Origin of the sequence: Aeromonas caviae (genome assembly GCF_000819785.1) — a bacterium.
GTDB classification, from domain to species: domain Bacteria; phylum Pseudomonadota; class Gammaproteobacteria; order Enterobacterales; family Aeromonadaceae; genus Aeromonas; species Aeromonas caviae.
The window spans coordinates 104,465-119,556 of record NZ_CDBK01000088.1; the positions used below are offsets into that span (position 1 = coordinate 104,465).

General features: G+C 61.9%; 23 protein-coding genes. 15 read left to right on the forward strand and 8 right to left on the reverse strand.

Translation table 11 applies throughout. From position 1 onward, the window contains the following. Positions 1-54: 54 nt before the first annotated feature. From ssb to BN1120_RS15330, 7 genes are read right to left on the reverse strand one after another with little or no spacing between them, the layout of a single operon-like run. Complete coding sequence (gene ssb / locus BN1120_RS15300; RefSeq protein ID WP_042016725.1) at positions 55-528, reverse strand: single-stranded DNA-binding protein; 474 nt, start codon at positions 526-528, stop codon at positions 55-57. Next, on the reverse strand, positions 528-785 hold the full coding sequence (locus BN1120_RS15305) for a hypothetical protein (RefSeq protein ID WP_042016726.1): 258 nt from the start codon (positions 783-785) through the stop codon (positions 528-530). Before BN1120_RS15305 ends, ssb begins: the two co-directional genes overlap by 1 nt. A gap of 55 nt (positions 786-840) precedes the next feature. Beyond that, entirely contained in the window at positions 841-1,035 is a 195-nt protein-coding gene (locus BN1120_RS15310; RefSeq protein ID WP_042016727.1) for a hypothetical protein, read from the reverse strand. Further along, positions 1,011-1,448 (reverse strand): hypothetical protein, encoded by a 438-nt coding sequence (locus tag BN1120_RS15315; protein WP_042016728.1) that lies wholly within the window; start codon positions 1,446-1,448, stop codon positions 1,011-1,013. Before BN1120_RS15315 ends, BN1120_RS15310 begins: the two co-directional genes overlap by 25 nt. Further along, complete coding sequence (locus BN1120_RS15320) at positions 1,445-3,256, reverse strand: DNA cytosine methyltransferase (RefSeq protein WP_042016730.1); 1,812 nt, start codon at positions 3,254-3,256, stop codon at positions 1,445-1,447. The genes BN1120_RS15315 and BN1120_RS15320 overlap by 4 nt, the downstream gene beginning before the upstream one ends. Then, on the reverse strand, positions 3,253-4,998 hold the full coding sequence (locus tag BN1120_RS21780) for a phage N-6-adenine-methyltransferase (protein ID WP_231959417.1): 1,746 nt from the start codon (positions 4,996-4,998) through the stop codon (positions 3,253-3,255). The genes BN1120_RS15320 and BN1120_RS21780 overlap by 4 nt, the downstream gene beginning before the upstream one ends. Positions 4,999-5,035: 37 nt before the next feature. Then, complete coding sequence (locus BN1120_RS15330; RefSeq protein WP_042016732.1) at positions 5,036-5,239, reverse strand: hypothetical protein; 204 nt, start codon at positions 5,237-5,239, stop codon at positions 5,036-5,038. 1,084 nt (positions 5,240-6,323) lie between these two features. On the opposite strand from BN1120_RS15330, the gene BN1120_RS21625 reads away from it, so the two are divergent. Beyond that, entirely contained in the window at positions 6,324-7,070 is a 747-nt protein-coding gene (locus BN1120_RS21625) for a hypothetical protein (protein ID WP_197713271.1), read from the forward strand. 18 nt (positions 7,071-7,088) lie between these two features. On the opposite strand, the gene BN1120_RS15340 is transcribed toward BN1120_RS21625, so the two are convergent. Beyond that, positions 7,089-7,781: a LexA family protein gene (locus BN1120_RS15340; protein ID WP_080768057.1), complete on the reverse strand. Its 693-nt coding sequence runs from the start codon at positions 7,779-7,781 to the stop codon at positions 7,089-7,091. A 107-nt stretch (positions 7,782-7,888) separates the two neighbouring features. Here BN1120_RS15340 and BN1120_RS15345 point away from each other — a divergent pair, with 107 nt between their 5' ends. From BN1120_RS15345 to BN1120_RS15410, 14 genes are all read left to right on the forward strand, one after another. Beyond that, positions 7,889-8,107: a hypothetical protein gene (locus BN1120_RS15345; RefSeq protein WP_042016734.1), complete on the forward strand. Its 219-nt coding sequence runs from the start codon at positions 7,889-7,891 to the stop codon at positions 8,105-8,107. A 19-nt stretch (positions 8,108-8,126) separates the two neighbouring features. After that, positions 8,127-8,636, forward strand: a complete 510-nt coding sequence (locus BN1120_RS15350; RefSeq protein ID WP_042016735.1) for a phage regulatory CII family protein — start codon at positions 8,127-8,129, stop codon at positions 8,634-8,636. Positions 8,637-8,975: 339 nt separating this feature from the next. Continuing rightward, positions 8,976-10,049 (forward strand): hypothetical protein, encoded by a 1,074-nt coding sequence (locus tag BN1120_RS21380; RefSeq protein ID WP_052455420.1) that lies wholly within the window; start codon positions 8,976-8,978, stop codon positions 10,047-10,049. A 107-nt stretch (positions 10,050-10,156) separates the two neighbouring features. After that, complete coding sequence (locus BN1120_RS15365; protein ID WP_162183361.1) at positions 10,157-10,711, forward strand: replication protein P; 555 nt, start codon at positions 10,157-10,159, stop codon at positions 10,709-10,711. Continuing rightward, complete coding sequence (locus BN1120_RS15370; protein WP_042016737.1) at positions 10,711-10,971, forward strand: hypothetical protein; 261 nt, start codon at positions 10,711-10,713, stop codon at positions 10,969-10,971. The genes BN1120_RS15365 and BN1120_RS15370 overlap by 1 nt, the downstream gene beginning before the upstream one ends. Further along, a complete protein-coding gene (locus tag BN1120_RS15375; RefSeq protein ID WP_231959418.1) occupies positions 10,968-11,198 on the forward strand; it encodes a hypothetical protein in 231 nt (76 codons plus the stop codon). Before BN1120_RS15370 ends, BN1120_RS15375 begins: the two co-directional genes overlap by 4 nt. After that, complete coding sequence (locus BN1120_RS15380; RefSeq protein WP_042016738.1) at positions 11,195-11,404, forward strand: hypothetical protein; 210 nt, start codon at positions 11,195-11,197, stop codon at positions 11,402-11,404. The genes BN1120_RS15375 and BN1120_RS15380 overlap by 4 nt, the downstream gene beginning before the upstream one ends. Then, the gene (locus tag BN1120_RS15385) at positions 11,397-11,702 is read left to right on the forward strand and encodes a hypothetical protein (RefSeq protein ID WP_042016739.1); all 306 of its coding nucleotides are present in this window, start codon (positions 11,397-11,399) and stop codon (positions 11,700-11,702) included. Before BN1120_RS15380 ends, BN1120_RS15385 begins: the two co-directional genes overlap by 8 nt. Next, entirely contained in the window at positions 11,692-12,081 is a 390-nt protein-coding gene (locus tag BN1120_RS15390; RefSeq protein WP_052455422.1) for a DUF4406 domain-containing protein, read from the forward strand. The genes BN1120_RS15385 and BN1120_RS15390 overlap by 11 nt, the downstream gene beginning before the upstream one ends. Before the next feature lie 103 nt (positions 12,082-12,184). Next, positions 12,185-12,994 carry a BRO-N domain-containing protein gene (locus BN1120_RS15395; protein ID WP_042016741.1) on the forward strand — a complete coding sequence of 270 codons (810 nt, stop codon included), beginning with the start codon at positions 12,185-12,187 and terminating at the stop codon, positions 12,992-12,994. A 31-nt stretch (positions 12,995-13,025) separates the two neighbouring features. Beyond that, positions 13,026-13,649 (forward strand): 3'-5' exonuclease, encoded by a 624-nt coding sequence (locus BN1120_RS15400; protein WP_042016742.1) that lies wholly within the window; start codon positions 13,026-13,028, stop codon positions 13,647-13,649. Then, on the forward strand, positions 13,621-13,839 hold the full coding sequence (locus tag BN1120_RS20950; RefSeq protein WP_080768058.1) for a DUF3283 family protein: 219 nt from the start codon (positions 13,621-13,623) through the stop codon (positions 13,837-13,839). The genes BN1120_RS15400 and BN1120_RS20950 overlap by 29 nt, the downstream gene beginning before the upstream one ends. Continuing rightward, a complete protein-coding gene (locus BN1120_RS15405) occupies positions 13,823-14,086 on the forward strand; it encodes a hypothetical protein (RefSeq protein ID WP_042016743.1) in 264 nt (87 codons plus the stop codon). The genes BN1120_RS20950 and BN1120_RS15405 overlap by 17 nt, the downstream gene beginning before the upstream one ends. Continuing rightward, entirely contained in the window at positions 14,083-15,072 is a 990-nt protein-coding gene (locus BN1120_RS15410; protein WP_042016744.1) for a DUF968 domain-containing protein, read from the forward strand. Before BN1120_RS15405 ends, BN1120_RS15410 begins: the two co-directional genes overlap by 4 nt. The last annotated feature ends 20 nt before the right edge of the window (positions 15,073-15,092 follow it).

Here is a 15,092-nt window from a genome sequence, read left to right on the forward strand (position 1 = left end):
TTTACGCCTCACGGCGAGAAGAGCGGCCCCATGGGGCCACTGTCTTTCGTTACGCTAGAACGGCAGATCGTCGTCATAAGCGATCGGTTGTTCGGTGTAGGCCGGTGATTGCGCCGGCTGTGGCGTTGGCCTTTGCTGGCTGCCTGCCGCTTGCTGTTTCCCTCCTCCGTTTTGCCCGCTTCCTCCAAGCATCTGCATCACCCCTGTGAAGCTGTCCACGAGCACCTCGGTGGTGTAGCGCTCCTGGCCGCTCTGGTCCTGCCATTTGCGAGTCCGCAGTTTGCCCTCCACATAGACCTGAGAGCCCTTCTTCAGGTGCTTCCCTGCCACCTCAGCCAACATTCCCATGAACACGACACGATGCCACTCGGTGCGCTCCTTGGCCTCGCCGGTCTGCTTATCGCGCCAGGTGTCGGAGGTCGCCAAAGTGATGCTGGTGACAGCGTTCCCGCCGGGCATGTAGCGCACTTCGGGATCCTGGCCGAGGTTGCCGATCAGGATGACCTTGTTGATACCGCGGCTGGCCATCAGCGATGCTCCTGGGTTTGATAGAGCTGCTGGAACTTGGTGTTGACCTGCCTCCATTGGGGGTCCTTTGCCTGCTTGAGGCAGTGGATACGGCGAGCCATCGCGAACTTGGCCTTTTCCAACATATTGGCGCTGGTGGCGTGGTGCTGGGCTTTCTTGTAGGAGAGGGCCGCATCCTGATGGTTGCCGGCATGCTCCTGCTGGATGGCCTGCTTGAGATCATCCCGGTAATTGCGCTGGTAAAGTTTGATATGCATCGTGTCCTCCCGGACAGTCGTGGTTCGTTACATCCAGGCCTGCATGGCCGGGCATTCAATTCAGGGGGCATTCAATCTCCTGGTACTCCAGTTCGTTGAAATTCAGATACTGGGCCGGGGCCTTGTCGATGGCGGCCAGCCGGATCTGTTGGTGGGTCATCGGGTGGTGCGCCTCGATGGTCCCGGTCAGGCGATCCGGCGCAGCCCCCAACTCTGTGGCCGCATTCAGGGTGTAGGTGTAACGGTGCATTGGCCTGCTCCTTTGGTTGTGTCGATTTGCCAGCGATAACCGCCGTGTTGTTTCTGCTGGCCGGCAAGACAGCGGGTGATGCCGACCCTGACAAAACCGCCTTTGGTCTCTGCATCAGTGACACTGTCGAACCGGACGACCTGATCCCCATTGATGCCGATCACCGGGGTCTTGCGCCATTGCGGCGGTTTGACTGCATCAACGAAGAGGCGGCGGGTATGGCGCCCGCGACCGTTGTCCCCAACCATGCAGAAGTGTTCAATCCGGGTGGTGAAGCGGGCCTCCCTGTGGATCTGGCCCATCACGATGCTGGCCTCACTGACAGTGAGGGAGAACTCGGCGGCTACATCGGCACTGATGGCGCCGCCGGTGCGGGCATGAATCCACTCGGCAACGTCCTGAACAACGCTCATGCTGCCCTCCTGGCTTGCAGCTGCTTGTACGGGTTATTGGCTCTGGCGATGGCCGCCATCGGCGGCGGGCTGACGCTGTTGCCCACCATCAACACTTGATCGGTGATGGAGAGCGGGGTGCCGTCGTGGCCGCGGTCATGGATGTAGTGGCGCGGCATGCCCTGGCAGCCATAGAGCTCTTTCGGTACCAGCATGCGCAGGCCGATATCCACGATCACCCAGGTGTTGCCGCACCAGGTCACGGTCACCAGTGCCAGCCGGTCCTTGGTGGTGATGGTGTGCATCGGCTCGGTGACAGCACCCCACTGCCCGCCGCTCGAGTAGTAGCGCATCAGGAAGGCGCTGACCCGCAGGGCTCCGGCCTCTTGCTCCGGTGTCAGGCCGCACTCACCCGGGCTCGCCATCACGGTCTGCACCAGGGCGTGGTGCTGGCCCGCTGAGACGATGGTGGGGAGCTGGCTTTCTGGAGTGCTCGGTGGCAGGTTCTTGCGCAGGTGCACCATGAAGGCTGAGGCCAGTTGCTGCTGGCTGCCGCTCGAGGTGATGGTGCTGCATGGGTCAGTCACGGATCTGGCGGGCACGGTGTTGAACCCACCATTGGCCTGCACCATCAAGGGAGCCGCCAGCATGGACTTGCCACCGCCGCCGGCCATGATGGCTGCTGCAGGTTCATCCACCCCGTGCTCACCCCCTTTTCCGAAGTGGCGCACCACCAGAGGGGCCAGACTCGGGTTGCACACGGCGAACGCGCCACCCTTGGGCCAGCCTGTAATAGTGCGCAATGGGGCATCAACCGAATCGACACCGCGCCCTGACCAGTTGGCCAGCTCGATGACGAAGGGCTTGGGATTGGTCAGCACCTCGCGGATCACCCCGATTGCCACGCGCTCCAGGGTGGCATCGGCCAGTGGGCGTTTGACGTTCAGCCCCTGTGCCCGGGCTTCTTCCTTGGTGAGGAAGATGCTGGGGCAGGGGATAGACCAGTCGATGTGATCCGCCGTTACCCGATAGGGCTTGAGGTGGCTGCCTGGTGCCGGGGCCTTGCAATGCGTCGGGGCGGGCCAGCAAACGGGTTCCCCGTCCCGGCGGGCAACGAGGTAGAGGCGCTGGCGGCTGGTGGCCGCACCGTAATCGGCTGCATTCTTCACGGTATGGTCAAGCTCATACCCCATGCGCTCGATGCTGGCCAGAAAGCGGCGCCAAGTCTGGCCTGCCCGCTTGGGATCCGGCACAAGGTATTGCTGCTGGCGTGGCACCCGCTCCCCGGGCTCGGCGATATGCTGCTCGATCTTGGTCTTCTTGCCGCGCTGAACCTCGACCAGCTTGATGACCCGGCCAGTGGCCTTGTCCCGCTTGGCGATGAGGGGCCCCCAGGTGCGCATCTGCTTGACGTTCTCCATGGAAAGCACGGCAGGTTTGCTCAGGGCAAGCCATTTGGTGATCACCCATGCCAGGCTGCGGATCTCCTGCTTGCGCGGCTGACCGCCGGCGGCCTGTGAGTGGTGGGTGCAATCCGGGCTGGCGTGCAGCCAACCGACCGAGCGCCCTGCCAGCACAGCAACCGGGTCCACGGCCCAGATATCCTCCTGCAGGTGCAGGGCCTCCGGGTGGTTTGCCTGGTGCATGGAAAGAGCCTTCGAGTTGTGGTTGATGGCGATGTGCACCGGGCGCCCCAGCCCACGCTCGATCCCGGTGCTGGCACCGCCGCCGCCGGCGAACAAGTCCACGTTGATGGCAGAGTCCAGGTTAAGCGGGGCCCCGGTCACCTTGGCCCTGACGGCGCGGGAGCGGCGAAGTGATTTGCTCATGCCATCACCTCATTCACTCGGGTAATGGCGTTGATCATCACGCTCTTTTGCGTGACGGGGCTGAGGGTCGGCTCGTTATGCAGGGCGTTCAGCAAGGCGATGACGGCCTCCTGGCGGTGCAGGTCGAGCATGGTGAAGGCCTCTGTGAAGTTGTATCCCTCAACCTGCTTCAGAGTGGAGACAGTCTTGCGCAGCAGCGCTTTGGTTTCCTCGTCCAGAGTGGTGTATTCGTCCATGAGCTGCTCGTCGCTGACCGAGATGGCGATCGCTACCTCCCGGGCGGTGTAGTGCTCCTTGGCGCCGTAGAGCACGGTCAGCACGGCGACGAAGCACGACCACTCGGCGCCACCCAGATTGAGCTCGTCGTTCTGGTAGTCGAAGGCCCAGTCTTCCAGCGGCTTGATGTTGGGGGCCTCGTCTTGCTGGTGGCTATCCGGTTCTGGCTCAGACAACAGCTCGAGCTGCAGTTCGCTCTGCACAGGTTCGGCACTCTGCGCCAACAGCTCGGCGGCTTTGGCGGTGGCCTGTGCCAGCAGATCGCCGGGGGCCGTCAGGTTGTCGATGATCCAGGCGGCCAGCTCGGCGGTCCTGGCCGGGGTCAGGATGTCCGCATCGTCGATCTGGTAGATAACCCCCTTCACTGCGGGGTGGCGCTGCCAGTGGGGCAGGGCGGGTGATCGATTATCTTCTGCGACAAAGCCCTGATGGATAGGCTTACCGGCCAGCAGGTTGGCGACGGCCAGATCAAGCCGATAGAAGATCTCGGAGAGTGGATAGGGCTCGTCCAGCCAACCCTGCACATAGCCCCTGACCGTGGCCAGCTGCTCTTCGCTCAGGTCGCTGCACTCGAGCTGTTTGCCCATGATGCTGCCAGCATCGGAATAGCCCTGCTCGGCCAGCATGGTGCTGTCCGTGATGGGCAATACCAGCTCCAGCATTGCCAGCTCGTCAGCCGCAGCGGCGTTGGTCGTGTCATCGCTGGCCACTGGCGGTTCCCACGCTGTCGGCTTGGCGACGGCAGGTTCGTCCAGCAGCATGGCTGGCTCGGTAGAAGTGGCCTTGGCGATGGCCTGGCTGGCTTCTTCGTTGAGGGCAACCGCCTGGCGGTGGATCATGTCGAGGATGATCTGGCCGGTGGTGATGAGGTCATCCCGGCGCAGGCGTGCCTCGGGTCGACGCTCGCCCTGCCAGCTTGCATCGAAGATCGCCACGGCAGAGGCAAAGCCGCTGGCGCTGGGTTTGTCCTGCTTCGGATCGCGGGGCACGTACCAGCTCGGGACTTCAAAGCCGATGCGGCCGCTGATGAACTGGATGAAGTCGGCATCCTCCGGCCACCAGGTCTCGCTGGTGGCTGCCTTGATGAGCAGCATGATCTTGGCGCCCTGTGCCCGCTGCTCGCGGCAGTAGTTGAGGATGGCCTCCATCCCGGTGATGGGGTTGCCCTCGCTATCCGTGCAAGGGCGGGAGTAGGGCGGGTTGCCGAAGGCGGCACCACCGAAGCAGCGCAGGTCGGCGGCCAGCTCCTGGGTGAGGGCATTGTCTTCGGCGTCGTAGTAGTGCGGCACCAGAGCGTTGCAGTCATCGGCGAACATGTCGAGCACTACCGGCCCCAGGGTGGGGGCGAACTGGTGGAACAGGCCCCAGGCCAATGCCTTGGGGGTCTGCCATTGGTCGCCAATCTGCTTGAGCTCGTGGTCAGGCTGGGCCTGCAGTTCTGCCAGCGCTTGGGCGTAGTGGTTCATCGTTGCCTCTTCGTTGAGATATGACCCGCTCCCCGGATCAGGGCTTGGCCTTCTTTGCGACCCTGGCTACTGCGCGGGCCGCCTTGAGGCACTCATCGAACACCTTCCCCTTGGCGAAGCTGGGCGTCCGGTCAAAATAGAAGGTGGCTTCTTTCACCCCCAGCGAGACCGCATGGGGGGGGAATTCCTCCTTCTCCAGCGTTGCCTTGATGTGCTTGGCAATGAACTCGCGTGGGTGCATGGCTGCCTCCGCTATGTCTGAAATTGGTCTCATCACGCAAGCGACAGGCAATAGGAGGCCGTGACCCGCTGTTGGGCCGCTATCGCTTGTGGGATAAGGGCCCCGTTGCCGGGGCCAGGAGAGAACAACTCGGGCTGATTGGTCAGGGCCCGGAGCCCTGTGCCAGCATGGGCAGTGGTGCTGCCCTTGATGGCGCCGTCAGGTGGGTGACGGCTGGTATTGCAAGTTGGTCAGCTGCCAGCCCGAGCAGCCAGATCAACATCAGGAGTAGTAACCACATGCGTTGCACCTGTGGTGGTGGCTTGAGCACTTCACAGTGAGTCAGCCGTTCTTGCTATTGGTACCGGTGCGCCCTCACGGGCAGACCTACCTATCGAAACTGTCGCCTCTCGGCGAGGGCCTGGGTGGCGCTTCACAGCGGGACCAGGCGACCGCGTAACCCTGCGGTGGGAGATATGATCACCTCCTTGGGGTGGTCAAATCGGTTGGCTGTGGAGGCCGGTGATGTCTTCTCATGCACCATCTCGTCATTCGCGTGTGTTTCCACCCCAACAGGGTCTTGTTGTCACACGGTTTCGTCCGGCAGCTGCGCTCGCCATCACCACAACTGCGGATTGCACTGGCATCATTGCGGTGTACCGAAAGAACCGGCAGGCCTACCATTTCCAATGCAATCCCAGTTGTGTCCCGGCCTTTCACCGGGGGGTGGCTGGGGAGTCAGACCCGCCACTCGCTTCGTTCGCTATCACTTCAACAACGCTGTCTTTCCAGCTGCCAGCCGGTCACTGACTGTGTTTTCCGGTCACCTTGGTCGGCACGCATACCAGCCTTGCCAAGGGAGAGCGGGGAGGTGAGTCAGCCCGGTTGCCGGTGTTATGTCCCCAAGCGGTTTGTTGCCACCGCTGCCAGTGTTGTTCTGGCCCTCCGGCTGGGGTCGTCTTTCGCACTGAATTCAATTCCTAACTTTTGGTTAGCATATATCAGGTTTGTTTTCGATCAATACCCGAAAGTTAGGTTTTTTAGTTTTTTTTCATTCAGGCTCATTCGGTGCAAAACTGGGACGTGCTGAAGGGAGGGATGCCGAGTGAGCAGGTTGATGGAGTGCCAAGCGTGTCATGCGCTGATTGAGGAAGGAGAGAGCCCGTGCCCGCAATGCGGGTCCACGCTGCTTGGCGGGGTGGGGGCCGACCTGGCCCATCAGTTGGCGGTGAAGCAGCAGCAAGAGGCGTTTGTGGCCACGTACCACACCTGGTCTGATGGGGGCTGGGAGGGGATAGGGATAGACATGGTCCGCCACCGGTTGGCGGTGCGCTTTTTTGATGGGCATATCCGTGCCCGCAAGATCATCCAGGGTACGCAGGTGATCGGGGTCAAGGTCAGGGAGACGGCCGGCGCCACGCACACCAAGACGCAGGGCGGCAGTCAGCTAGGTCGGGCGTTGGTTGGCGGTGTGTTGATGGGCGGTGTCGGCGCATTGCTGGGCGGCCTGAGCGCCAAGCAAACCAGCACGGGGACCGTGTCGTTGGTGCAGGTGTTGATCACCACCCAGGAGCCCGATTATCAACTGCTGAGCATCACCCTGCTGGCCGGGGAGTTCAGGGCAGATTCGGCTGCGGTGGCGCAGGCCAGACGGTCTGCAGAGGTGTGGGTGGCGCGAGTAGAGGGATTGATCCATCAGTGCGCCGCTCAGGCGGTGAGGCCTGAGCACGGCGGCAGTGTGGCAGATGAACTGGGCAAACTGGTGTGGCTGCGTGAGCACGGTGAGATCACCATGCAGGAGTTCGACCTGCTCAAGCGGCAGTTGCTTGCAAATCGCGATGCAGATTCATAACCCGATTGCGGATTGGCGTTACTCGACCATCACCGAGCAGACCAGTACGGCGCAGATCTGCACGTCTTCATTGACCGGCAGCAGGGGGTATTGCGGGTTGAGGGGTTTTAACCACCAGGAACCGGAATCCATCACCAGCTCTTTGAAGGTCATGTCGCTGCCATAGCGGGCTATCACCTTCTTGCCATGGGCAGGTTCCACTTCTGGATCCACGATGATGATAGTGCCGTCAGGGTATGACTTTCCCCCCATGGGCGCGACCATGGAGTCACCCTTCACCCGCACGGCATAGGCCCGGGTGCTGACGCGAACTGGGCTGATGGTGACCTCTTCTGCCTCTTCCAGACTCGGGATGTCGCCGCAGTCCTTAAACTCCCCGGCACTAACCCACGAAATCAAGGGCACCTGGTAGATAGGGAACGGTTGTGGCTCGATATTGCCGTCACCCGGATCGGTGCCTGTCAGCAACCACTGCACACTCTTGCCAGTGATGCGCGAGAGCTCTCCCAGGCGCTTTACTTCAGGCAACCCCTCACCTTTGAGCCATTTGCGTACAGAGATTTCAGACAGGCTTTCCCTCAACGTGCGTTTAAGTCGAACTATCCGGCCTCGAGCAGGCCAGCCCAATTCATCGAGAGCGGCATTAAGTCGCTGCGAGAATGCAATTTTGTCGGCTTCAAAACGCGCCATTGGTGTCTGTTTCTCATCCATTTCCTAACGTCCAGTTATTGTTTGTCAATTTCGCCTAACTTTAACCTCTTGCGAATTTTACTAACCAAGAGTTATGATTTGGTGTGTGTTAAACGCCAGAGGACGCCATGCATACCCTGTTAACTCGATTCGGTACCAAGAGTGCCATCGCGGCTGCGCTCGGCATCACCCCGGAGGGGGTAAGCAACGCCTTCAGGCGTGGCAAAGTGCCAAGCACCTGGGTGGCCAAGCTCAAGCAGCAAGGTTTGAGCCAATCTGAGCTTGCTGAATTGCCTCTGACCGACGAAGGGCGGGCGATTGTATCAGCATTCACCGGGCATTTATAACCAACCGTTAGGGATCACTATGACAGAGCAACGGAATGACACCACGGCAAAAGTCAGTGCGGTTTTCCGGTCATCGGACGTGATGGCGGCGGCTTATGGCATTGGCCATCGCTTCAACGCCAGCGAACTGGCGCGGCTGATGGGGCGCAAACCGGCGGAGTTTTGCAAGAAGCTCAACCCGGATTGCGACGACCGCCATCTCACCCTGGCCGAGGCGGTTGCCGTCACCGAGATCACCGGTGATAACGCCATCCTCGATGCCTGGGCCGTCAGTCGGGGCAAGGTGCTGGTGGACTTACCAGCGGGGGTCGTGAGCGATGACGACCTGGTAGAGCAGGTGCTGCTGGCGCAGGCGGTGTTCGGCAAGTTGATGCAGGCCATTCACGACGCTCGGGCAGACGGGGTGATCGACAGGATAGAGCAGGGACAAATCGAGCGCATCGGTACCCAGGCCGCCGAGCATGTGCTGGGGCTGATCAGCAGCACTGGCGCAAATGTGCGGCAACTGCCGACGACTTCCAGCAAGTAGATACAAGGCGGCCCCGCGCTGCGTCAACAGCCGAGGCCATGGTTCAGTCATCGATTGGGGATGAGAACATGGAAAAGCATACGGTTAACAATGCCTTTGAGCAAGGTGCCAATAGCATGTCTTTGGTCGGGCATCAGCGGCCAGAGCTGCCTCGGCCTTCACTTCCGCGTCAGCGTCGACCCAGTGTCATTCCCAGCATGCTGCCACGACTGGTTTGTAGCCAGTGCGGCACATTCCTGGTTTATGGCGGGTTCCGTGGCGGAATCAAGATCCCCGTTTCCCCGGAGCAGGCAAGGCGCCACCTTGACTGCCTGATGCAGCATCTACGGGAGGTGGGCCATGGGTGAGGTGATCAGACTGGCGGCCCCGGTGGCCGCCTCAACGCAACGAGGTTGCAACGTGGACGACAATGCCCGCACCGGTTTTCGCCTGTTCTACCGCAGCATGAAGAACGCGGCCTGGTACCGGGATGTCGCCAAGAAGGCGGTGATGTTTCACCTGATCCTCGAGGTGGCGCACGAGCAGCGCACCGTGGTGTTTGGCGGCAAGCGGGTGCAGCTTTCCCGCGGGCAGTTGGTGTGCTCGGCCAAGAGCCTGGGGCAGGAGTGCGGCATTTCGGAAGATCAGGCCCGCCGGGCGCTGGAGTTCTTCAAGGCAGAGGGGGCAATCAGCTGTGTGGGGGCCCGTGGCAAGGGGGGCTATACCGTGGTGAGCCTGCTCAATTTCGATGCCTATCAGCGCGGATTATCGCAAATATTTAGCGCGGAATATGGCGCGGATTCTGAGGCCGCGCCAGCACTGGGGTTGGAGGCTGGTTCGCAAAGTGGCGGCGCGGATTTACCCGCCGAACAACACGCCGAAGACTATATCAGTAAGAACATAAAGACAGATCTTAAAGACTCTTCGTCTCAACTCGCTGTCGCGACTTTCGACCAGCAGAGTGAACAGCCTATCGCTGATGAGCCTGTCACTGCTGACCCCCTCCCTGATGAGCCCACTGTTGCCGAGCCCAAGACCAGGGTTATCCCAGGGGCTGCGATCCAGACGCCCAATGGCAAAGCCTGGGGTACGGCGGAAGACCTGACGACCGCCCAGTGGATGTTCAAACGGGTGCAAGTGATCGCGCCCACCGCGCTTGAACCGAACTGGGCACAGTGGGCAAATGTGATCCGCCTGATGCGCGAGCTCGACCAGCGCAGCCACCGGGATATCTGCGAGCTGTATGACTGGGTGAGCCGGGATGCATTCTGGTGCACCAATGTGCTGTCCCCGCAGAAGCTGCGCCAGCAGTGGACCCCGTTGACGGTGAGACGCAACGCCCCCACCCATCGGCCCGTCAGTGGACAGCATACCGACCTGACCCAATCCATGACCGCCGACGAGCTGAATCGCCGGATGCAGGAGGGCTTCTGATGAGCATGAAACCACTGAGCGCAGTGCTCGAGGACATGACGAGTTGTGGTCTTGCTGCACATGTCGGAGAGCAGCAGCAGCGGGTTTTGACCGACCACGACTCGCAGATGGTGTCGATGTTGTTCGAACAGTTGAAGATCGTGTTCCCTGCCTGGAAGCATGCTTTCCCGACCGATGACGCCCAGCGCCGAGCCCTGGCCGAATGGACCCGAGCTCTGGTGGATGCTGAGTGCACCAGTCGCGAGCAGCTGCAGCTGGGCATGCGGGTGGCTCGCGAGCAGGAGATCCCGTTCTTCCCCAGTACCGGGATGTTCATCAAGTGGTGCCAGATCACGCCGGAGTCGCTTGGACTGCCGACGGTCGATCAGGCGTTGGCCGATGTGGTACGCCACCGTAAGAGCCACCCGGCCGTGGTGATTGCCGCTCGCGCTACCCGCTTCGAACGCCAGACGCTGACCGCTGACGAGTACCGCAAGGTGTTCGCTCAAGCCTATGACCAGGTCGTGCGCCGTGTGATGGCCGGGGAGGATATCGAGGCGGAGGTGCTGAAGGGGTTGCCCACTCGTGAGCAGATCCGCCACAGCCCCGAGTTCTACCAGCAAGCTGGGCAGCGCGGCGTCGCCAGCTTGAAGGCGTTGTTCAAACGCGGGGGTGGTGCGTGATGGCCAGTCAATTCAATGCGAACGTCGAGCGCGATGTCCGTGAGGCGCAGTTCTGCCGGGTGGCCATCTATCCACCGGTGCGGGGCTGGGTGGGGGAGCGGGTGCACCTGGAGGTGTCGAATTCGCTGGATACCCTGGGCAAGACCGATGCCGCCACCGGCGCCGGTTATTACCTGGTGTGGGATGGGGCCGAGGAGGCACGGGCAGAGGCTGCGCGGATCCGGGGCCAGGCGGTGGAGCTGGTGAGGGTAGGGGGATGATGCACTACTACGCCCAGCACACCCCGACCCGGGATTGGCAAGCGCCGCTGCTGGGCATCGAGGAGCTGGCGAAGGCCCAAGAGGGTGGCATCTGTGTGTCGATCGGGATGTGGGTGATCCACGATATCGGGTTTGGTGCCTGGAGCACCGAGATAGGCGTGATTGTCGGGGCTGCCATGCACAAGGCAGCCCTTCAAGCCACCACCGGGAGGGGGAGGAAGGGATGAACATAGGCATGCTGTTTGGGATGTTGATCGTCGGCTGGGCGCTGCTGCTGGCCGTGTTGCTGGTGCTGATATGGGTAGCGCTGCGGGCATGGCGGGAAGAAGTGCAAGAGGACGAGGCGGCGTTACTGGATGAACCACGGCTGGTGTCGGCGTGCCGTGAGCTCTCAGAGCTGGCGGCGAAGACCAAGGAGGCCAGCCATGGCTAAGGCCTTCTTCGTGCTGATGTACCTGTTCGTGGCGCTGTTTGTGCTGGCCATGGTGCCCTATGAGGGGGGTATGGGCTGGCAGATGCTGCAGGCGCCGGTGGTGTGGGTGATCCTCGCGGGCTGGGTGTTGGTGATGTTCCCGTGCCCTGTGGTGCGCCTGCTGCTGGCACCGCTGCGGGCCATCCTGTTGCTGCTGGTGTGGTTGGGCACTCTGCTGCTGGCGATCACCAAGGTGGTGCTGGTGGCGCTCAACCGTGTGAATCGCGATCTGGCCGGGGAGGCCCATCATGACAGTTAAACCGAAGGAACTGAATGAACGTGGCCTGATCGACCTGGCCGGGGTGAAGGTGTATGTGGCAGGGCCCATGACTGGCCTGCCACAGTTCAACCGGCCTGCGTTCTTTGCCGCCGAGGCCTACCTGCAAGGGCAGGGGGCCAGGGTGATGAACCCCGCCGTGCTGCCGGATGGCTGGGATCATGATGCCTATATGCGGATCGCCATCCCGATGCTGATGGAGTGTGAGGCGGTGGCGTTTCTGCCCGGCTGGCAGCAGAGCAAGGGGGCGCGGCAGGAGTTCACCCGGGCTCACGCCTTCGGCTTGGTGCTGCTGCAGCTGGACGTCGAGGAGATCCCCCTGGGGTTGCTGGTCAGGCAGCATCTGCCGTTGATGGTGTAGGTCATATCCCGCCGTGAGAACATAACAAACGGTGATTGATGGCTGTATAAATACACAGTATCTTTTGGGGCTATGCCAAGGACATGACAATCGGGAGAGTGACATGCAGGTGTTGAGTTTTGACAGTATGGAGTTTGGCAAGGTGCGCCTGATCGATGAAGCCGGGCGCGTGCTGTTCTGTGCCGTCGATGTGTGCAAGGCGCTGGGCTACAGCAACCCGAGGGATGCGGTGAAGCGCCATGTGGACGAGGGGGATGTCGTGAAACGCGACACCCCCACGACCAGCGGGATGCAGGAGGTCAGCTTCCTGTGCGAGAGCGGGGTCTATGCCCTGATCTTCGGCAGTAAGCTGCCCGCGGCCAAGGGGTTCAAGCAGTGGGTCACCGGTGAGGTGCTGCCCAGCATTCGCAAGACGGGGCAGTACGCGATCGGCCAGTCCCCGGTCATCAACGTGGAGGCGGTACAGGTCGAGCTGCTGTTCGTTGAGACCGCGGCCCGCATGCTGAACGTCAGCAATTCCGGCAAGCTGGGCATGCTGCAGACCATCCAGCGCCAACACGGTCTGCCTAACCTGCTGCCAGCCTACGCCATCGACGCGCCGAGCGATGCCACCGATGGCAGTTCGCGGCCGACCTTCTCGGCTACCGAGGGGCTGAAGCAGCACGGGGTGAGCATGGGGGTGCGCTACTTCAACGCCCTGCTCGAGTCGAACGGGTTGCTGACCAAGATGCGGCGCCCCTCCACCAAGTCACCGGATAAGCAGAAGGAGTTCTGGGCGATAACACCCAAGGGGCTGCTGTACGGCAAGAACATCGTGGATCCGCGCTGCCAGCGCGAGACGCAGCCGCACTGGTACCAGAGCAGGTTCGCCGAGCTGCTGGCCAAGGTCGGGTTGGGGAAGGTGGCGGCATGAAGACAACCATATCAACCAAGGAACATGCAGTATGAATAACCCCAAAAAGGTCGCCGTCGTGGATATCGAGACTCTCGGCCAGGGTGTGGATGCGGTGATCGGCACCATCGGAGTGGTCATTGTCGATGTGGGGCAACTGCGTGCTGTGGATGAGTTCTACTGCCGGGTCGATCTGGCACAGGGCCGCCAGCGTGACGACGACACCCTGGCTTTCTGGGAACGGCAGAAGGTGGATAGCCCGGCCGCCTGGGAGGAGATGTTCGGCAATGCCGGTCGCCTGTTCCTGGTGGATGCGCTGCAGGCGTTGGCCAACTTCCTCGGACGCCATTTTGAGAAGGTGGCAGCAGTCGAGTTGATGGGCAATGGCAGTGAGTTCGACAACGTGCTGTTGACGCATGCCTATCAGCAGTGGGGAGTTGAGCAGCCCTGGTGGTTTCGTGGCAACCAGAGCCTACGCACTGTGGTCTGGATGGGGCGGCAACTGCTGGGTATTGACCCCAAGTATCAGCTGTCTTTCGAGGGGACCCGCCACCACGCTCTGCACGATGCCCGCCATGAAGCGGCATACCTGATCCACATACTGAACGCCTTCAAGCAGGGGCTGGCAGGGGTAGTGAGCGCTGGTCATGACATTCAATCTGGCGCTGCTACCTGATCAGGAGCGTCAGCGGATAGAGTTGAATAAGCAGGCGGCTTTGCTGGTTTGGCAGTGCCGCCGCAACCTGGCGACCCGAGAGGATGTTGCCAGGGCAATCATCAATCAGCCCGTGGATAACCAGGAGTATTTTCGCGATCGGCTGAACCACTACCGTGAGGTAAAGGGGTCACATGAGCAAGTTTACTAGCCGCAGTGCGGCCAGAGTGCAGCACCTGCAGCAGCAGGCCAGCAACCCGGTCGGGGCTGCCATCAATGCCAGCGCCGAGCTGTTCCGTTCTATCGACACCGCCTGCCCGGGCATGACTGCCGCGGAGGCTGCCCGTCGGATCATTGCCTCAGAGTCCCTCTCCGTGCGCCGCACCGCCAGCTATCAGCTGCTTGCCCGCCTGGGCCCGCTGCTCGACAAGCTGGAGATGGTGGAGAAGCTGGGATGATGCCGACCCATCCGGTCTTTGTGCCAGAGATGGGGATGGTGCTGCTGAAGGTAGGGGAGGGGCTGGCACAGCTTCGCACCTCCCTGGCCAACCGCCCGGCGGTACTGGTTCCTGCACCAGACGGTGGCGACCTGCTGACCCAGTTCCCGGAGCTGGCCATTGCCCTGCTCAACCCTTCCATCGTCAACGCCGCCGGCGGCGAGCTGGCCTTGCGCAGCGTGGGCCAGTGCCTGATCGGCCATGGCTGTATCGGGGAGTCGGTCACCACCGAGATGGGGGGCCTGCCGCTCCCATTGTGCTGGCACCATGACAACGCATACCGGGATGGCCAGTTGCCGTTCAACCAGGGTGAGTACGCCGCGGCGATCGCCCGGGCACTGCTGACCCGGGTGGCTGGCTGGTGTGGGGTTGCCCTTGCCCAGTTGCAGGCACGGGATCTCTGCTGGTGGGCCAGCGTGTTCAAGGTGCAGCAGCATCTGCCGATCGCCGTGGTGCGCCACGCCTGCCGTTTGCCGCCGCTGGAGCCGGAGCGGTTGCTGGTGCCAGGACGCGGCTATCGCGAGACGGATGCCCGCTATCGGGTGAATCGCATCGAGCTGCTGGAGCAGGATCCGCTGGCCGAGCTGCGCGGCCGGCTGCGTATCAAGCCAGCGGTAAAGGCCATCGACCCGGAGCCGCCGATGCTGCATATCCCCCGCCCCAAGATGCGGCGCTGGGAGTCGGCCAACTATCTGGCGTTCGTCCGCCAGTTGCCGTGCGTGGTGACCGGCCAGACCGATGGCATCGAGGCGCACCACGTGGTGGGGCACGGGCTCAGCGTGATGGGCAGCAAGGCCCATGACCTGATGACCTTTCCGCTCTGCCACCAGGCACACATGGAATTGCACAACAAGGGCTGGCAGCAGTGGGAGCAAGCCCACGGCAGCCAGCTGGATCACGTCGTGATGACGTTGAACAAGGCCGCCGGCCTGGGAGTGTTTGGATGACGCCATATAGTGGAAGTGGG

What these genes read in the sequence shown, in the direction of transcription:
- ssb (WP_042016725.1), bottom strand. Translation starts at nt 528, where the DNA reads ATGGCCAGCCGCGGTATCAACAAGGTCATCCTGATCGGCAACCTCGGC.
- BN1120_RS15305 (WP_042016726.1), bottom strand. Translation starts at nt 785, where the DNA reads ATGCATATCAAACTTTACCAGCGCAATTACCGGGATGATCTCAAGCAG.
- BN1120_RS15310 (WP_042016727.1), bottom strand. Translation starts at nt 1,035, where the DNA reads ATGCACCGTTACACCTACACCCTGAATGCGGCCACAGAGTTGGGGGCT.
- BN1120_RS15315 (WP_042016728.1), bottom strand. Translation starts at nt 1,448, where the DNA reads ATGAGCGTTGTTCAGGACGTTGCCGAGTGGATTCATGCCCGCACCGGC.
- BN1120_RS15320 (WP_042016730.1), bottom strand. Translation starts at nt 3,256, where the DNA reads ATGAGCAAATCACTTCGCCGCTCCCGCGCCGTCAGGGCCAAGGTGACC.
- BN1120_RS21780 (WP_231959417.1), bottom strand. Translation starts at nt 4,998, where the DNA reads ATGAACCACTACGCCCAAGCGCTGGCAGAACTGCAGGCCCAGCCTGAC.
- BN1120_RS15330 (WP_042016732.1), bottom strand. Translation starts at nt 5,239, where the DNA reads ATGCACCCACGCGAGTTCATTGCCAAGCACATCAAGGCAACGCTGGAG.
- BN1120_RS15340 (WP_080768057.1), bottom strand. Translation starts at nt 7,781, where the DNA reads ATGGATGAGAAACAGACACCAATGGCGCGTTTTGAAGCCGACAAAATT.
- BN1120_RS15345 (WP_042016734.1), top strand. Translation starts at nt 7,889, where the DNA reads ATGCATACCCTGTTAACTCGATTCGGTACCAAGAGTGCCATCGCGGCT.
- BN1120_RS15350 (WP_042016735.1), top strand. Translation starts at nt 8,127, where the DNA reads ATGACAGAGCAACGGAATGACACCACGGCAAAAGTCAGTGCGGTTTTC.
- BN1120_RS21380 (WP_052455420.1), top strand. Translation starts at nt 8,976, where the DNA reads ATGGGTGAGGTGATCAGACTGGCGGCCCCGGTGGCCGCCTCAACGCAA.
- BN1120_RS15365 (WP_162183361.1), top strand. Translation starts at nt 10,157, where the DNA reads ATGGTGTCGATGTTGTTCGAACAGTTGAAGATCGTGTTCCCTGCCTGG.
- BN1120_RS15370 (WP_042016737.1), top strand. Translation starts at nt 10,711, where the DNA reads ATGGCCAGTCAATTCAATGCGAACGTCGAGCGCGATGTCCGTGAGGCG.
- BN1120_RS15375 (WP_231959418.1), top strand. Translation starts at nt 10,968, where the DNA reads ATGATGCACTACTACGCCCAGCACACCCCGACCCGGGATTGGCAAGCG.
- BN1120_RS15380 (WP_042016738.1), top strand. Translation starts at nt 11,195, where the DNA reads ATGAACATAGGCATGCTGTTTGGGATGTTGATCGTCGGCTGGGCGCTG.
- BN1120_RS15385 (WP_042016739.1), top strand. Translation starts at nt 11,397, where the DNA reads ATGGCTAAGGCCTTCTTCGTGCTGATGTACCTGTTCGTGGCGCTGTTT.
- BN1120_RS15390 (WP_052455422.1), top strand. Translation starts at nt 11,692, where the DNA reads ATGACAGTTAAACCGAAGGAACTGAATGAACGTGGCCTGATCGACCTG.
- BN1120_RS15395 (WP_042016741.1), top strand. Translation starts at nt 12,185, where the DNA reads ATGCAGGTGTTGAGTTTTGACAGTATGGAGTTTGGCAAGGTGCGCCTG.
- BN1120_RS15400 (WP_042016742.1), top strand. Translation starts at nt 13,026, where the DNA reads ATGAATAACCCCAAAAAGGTCGCCGTCGTGGATATCGAGACTCTCGGC.
- BN1120_RS20950 (WP_080768058.1), top strand. Translation starts at nt 13,621, where the DNA reads ATGACATTCAATCTGGCGCTGCTACCTGATCAGGAGCGTCAGCGGATA.
- BN1120_RS15405 (WP_042016743.1), top strand. Translation starts at nt 13,823, where the DNA reads ATGAGCAAGTTTACTAGCCGCAGTGCGGCCAGAGTGCAGCACCTGCAG.
- BN1120_RS15410 (WP_042016744.1), top strand. Translation starts at nt 14,083, where the DNA reads ATGATGCCGACCCATCCGGTCTTTGTGCCAGAGATGGGGATGGTGCTG.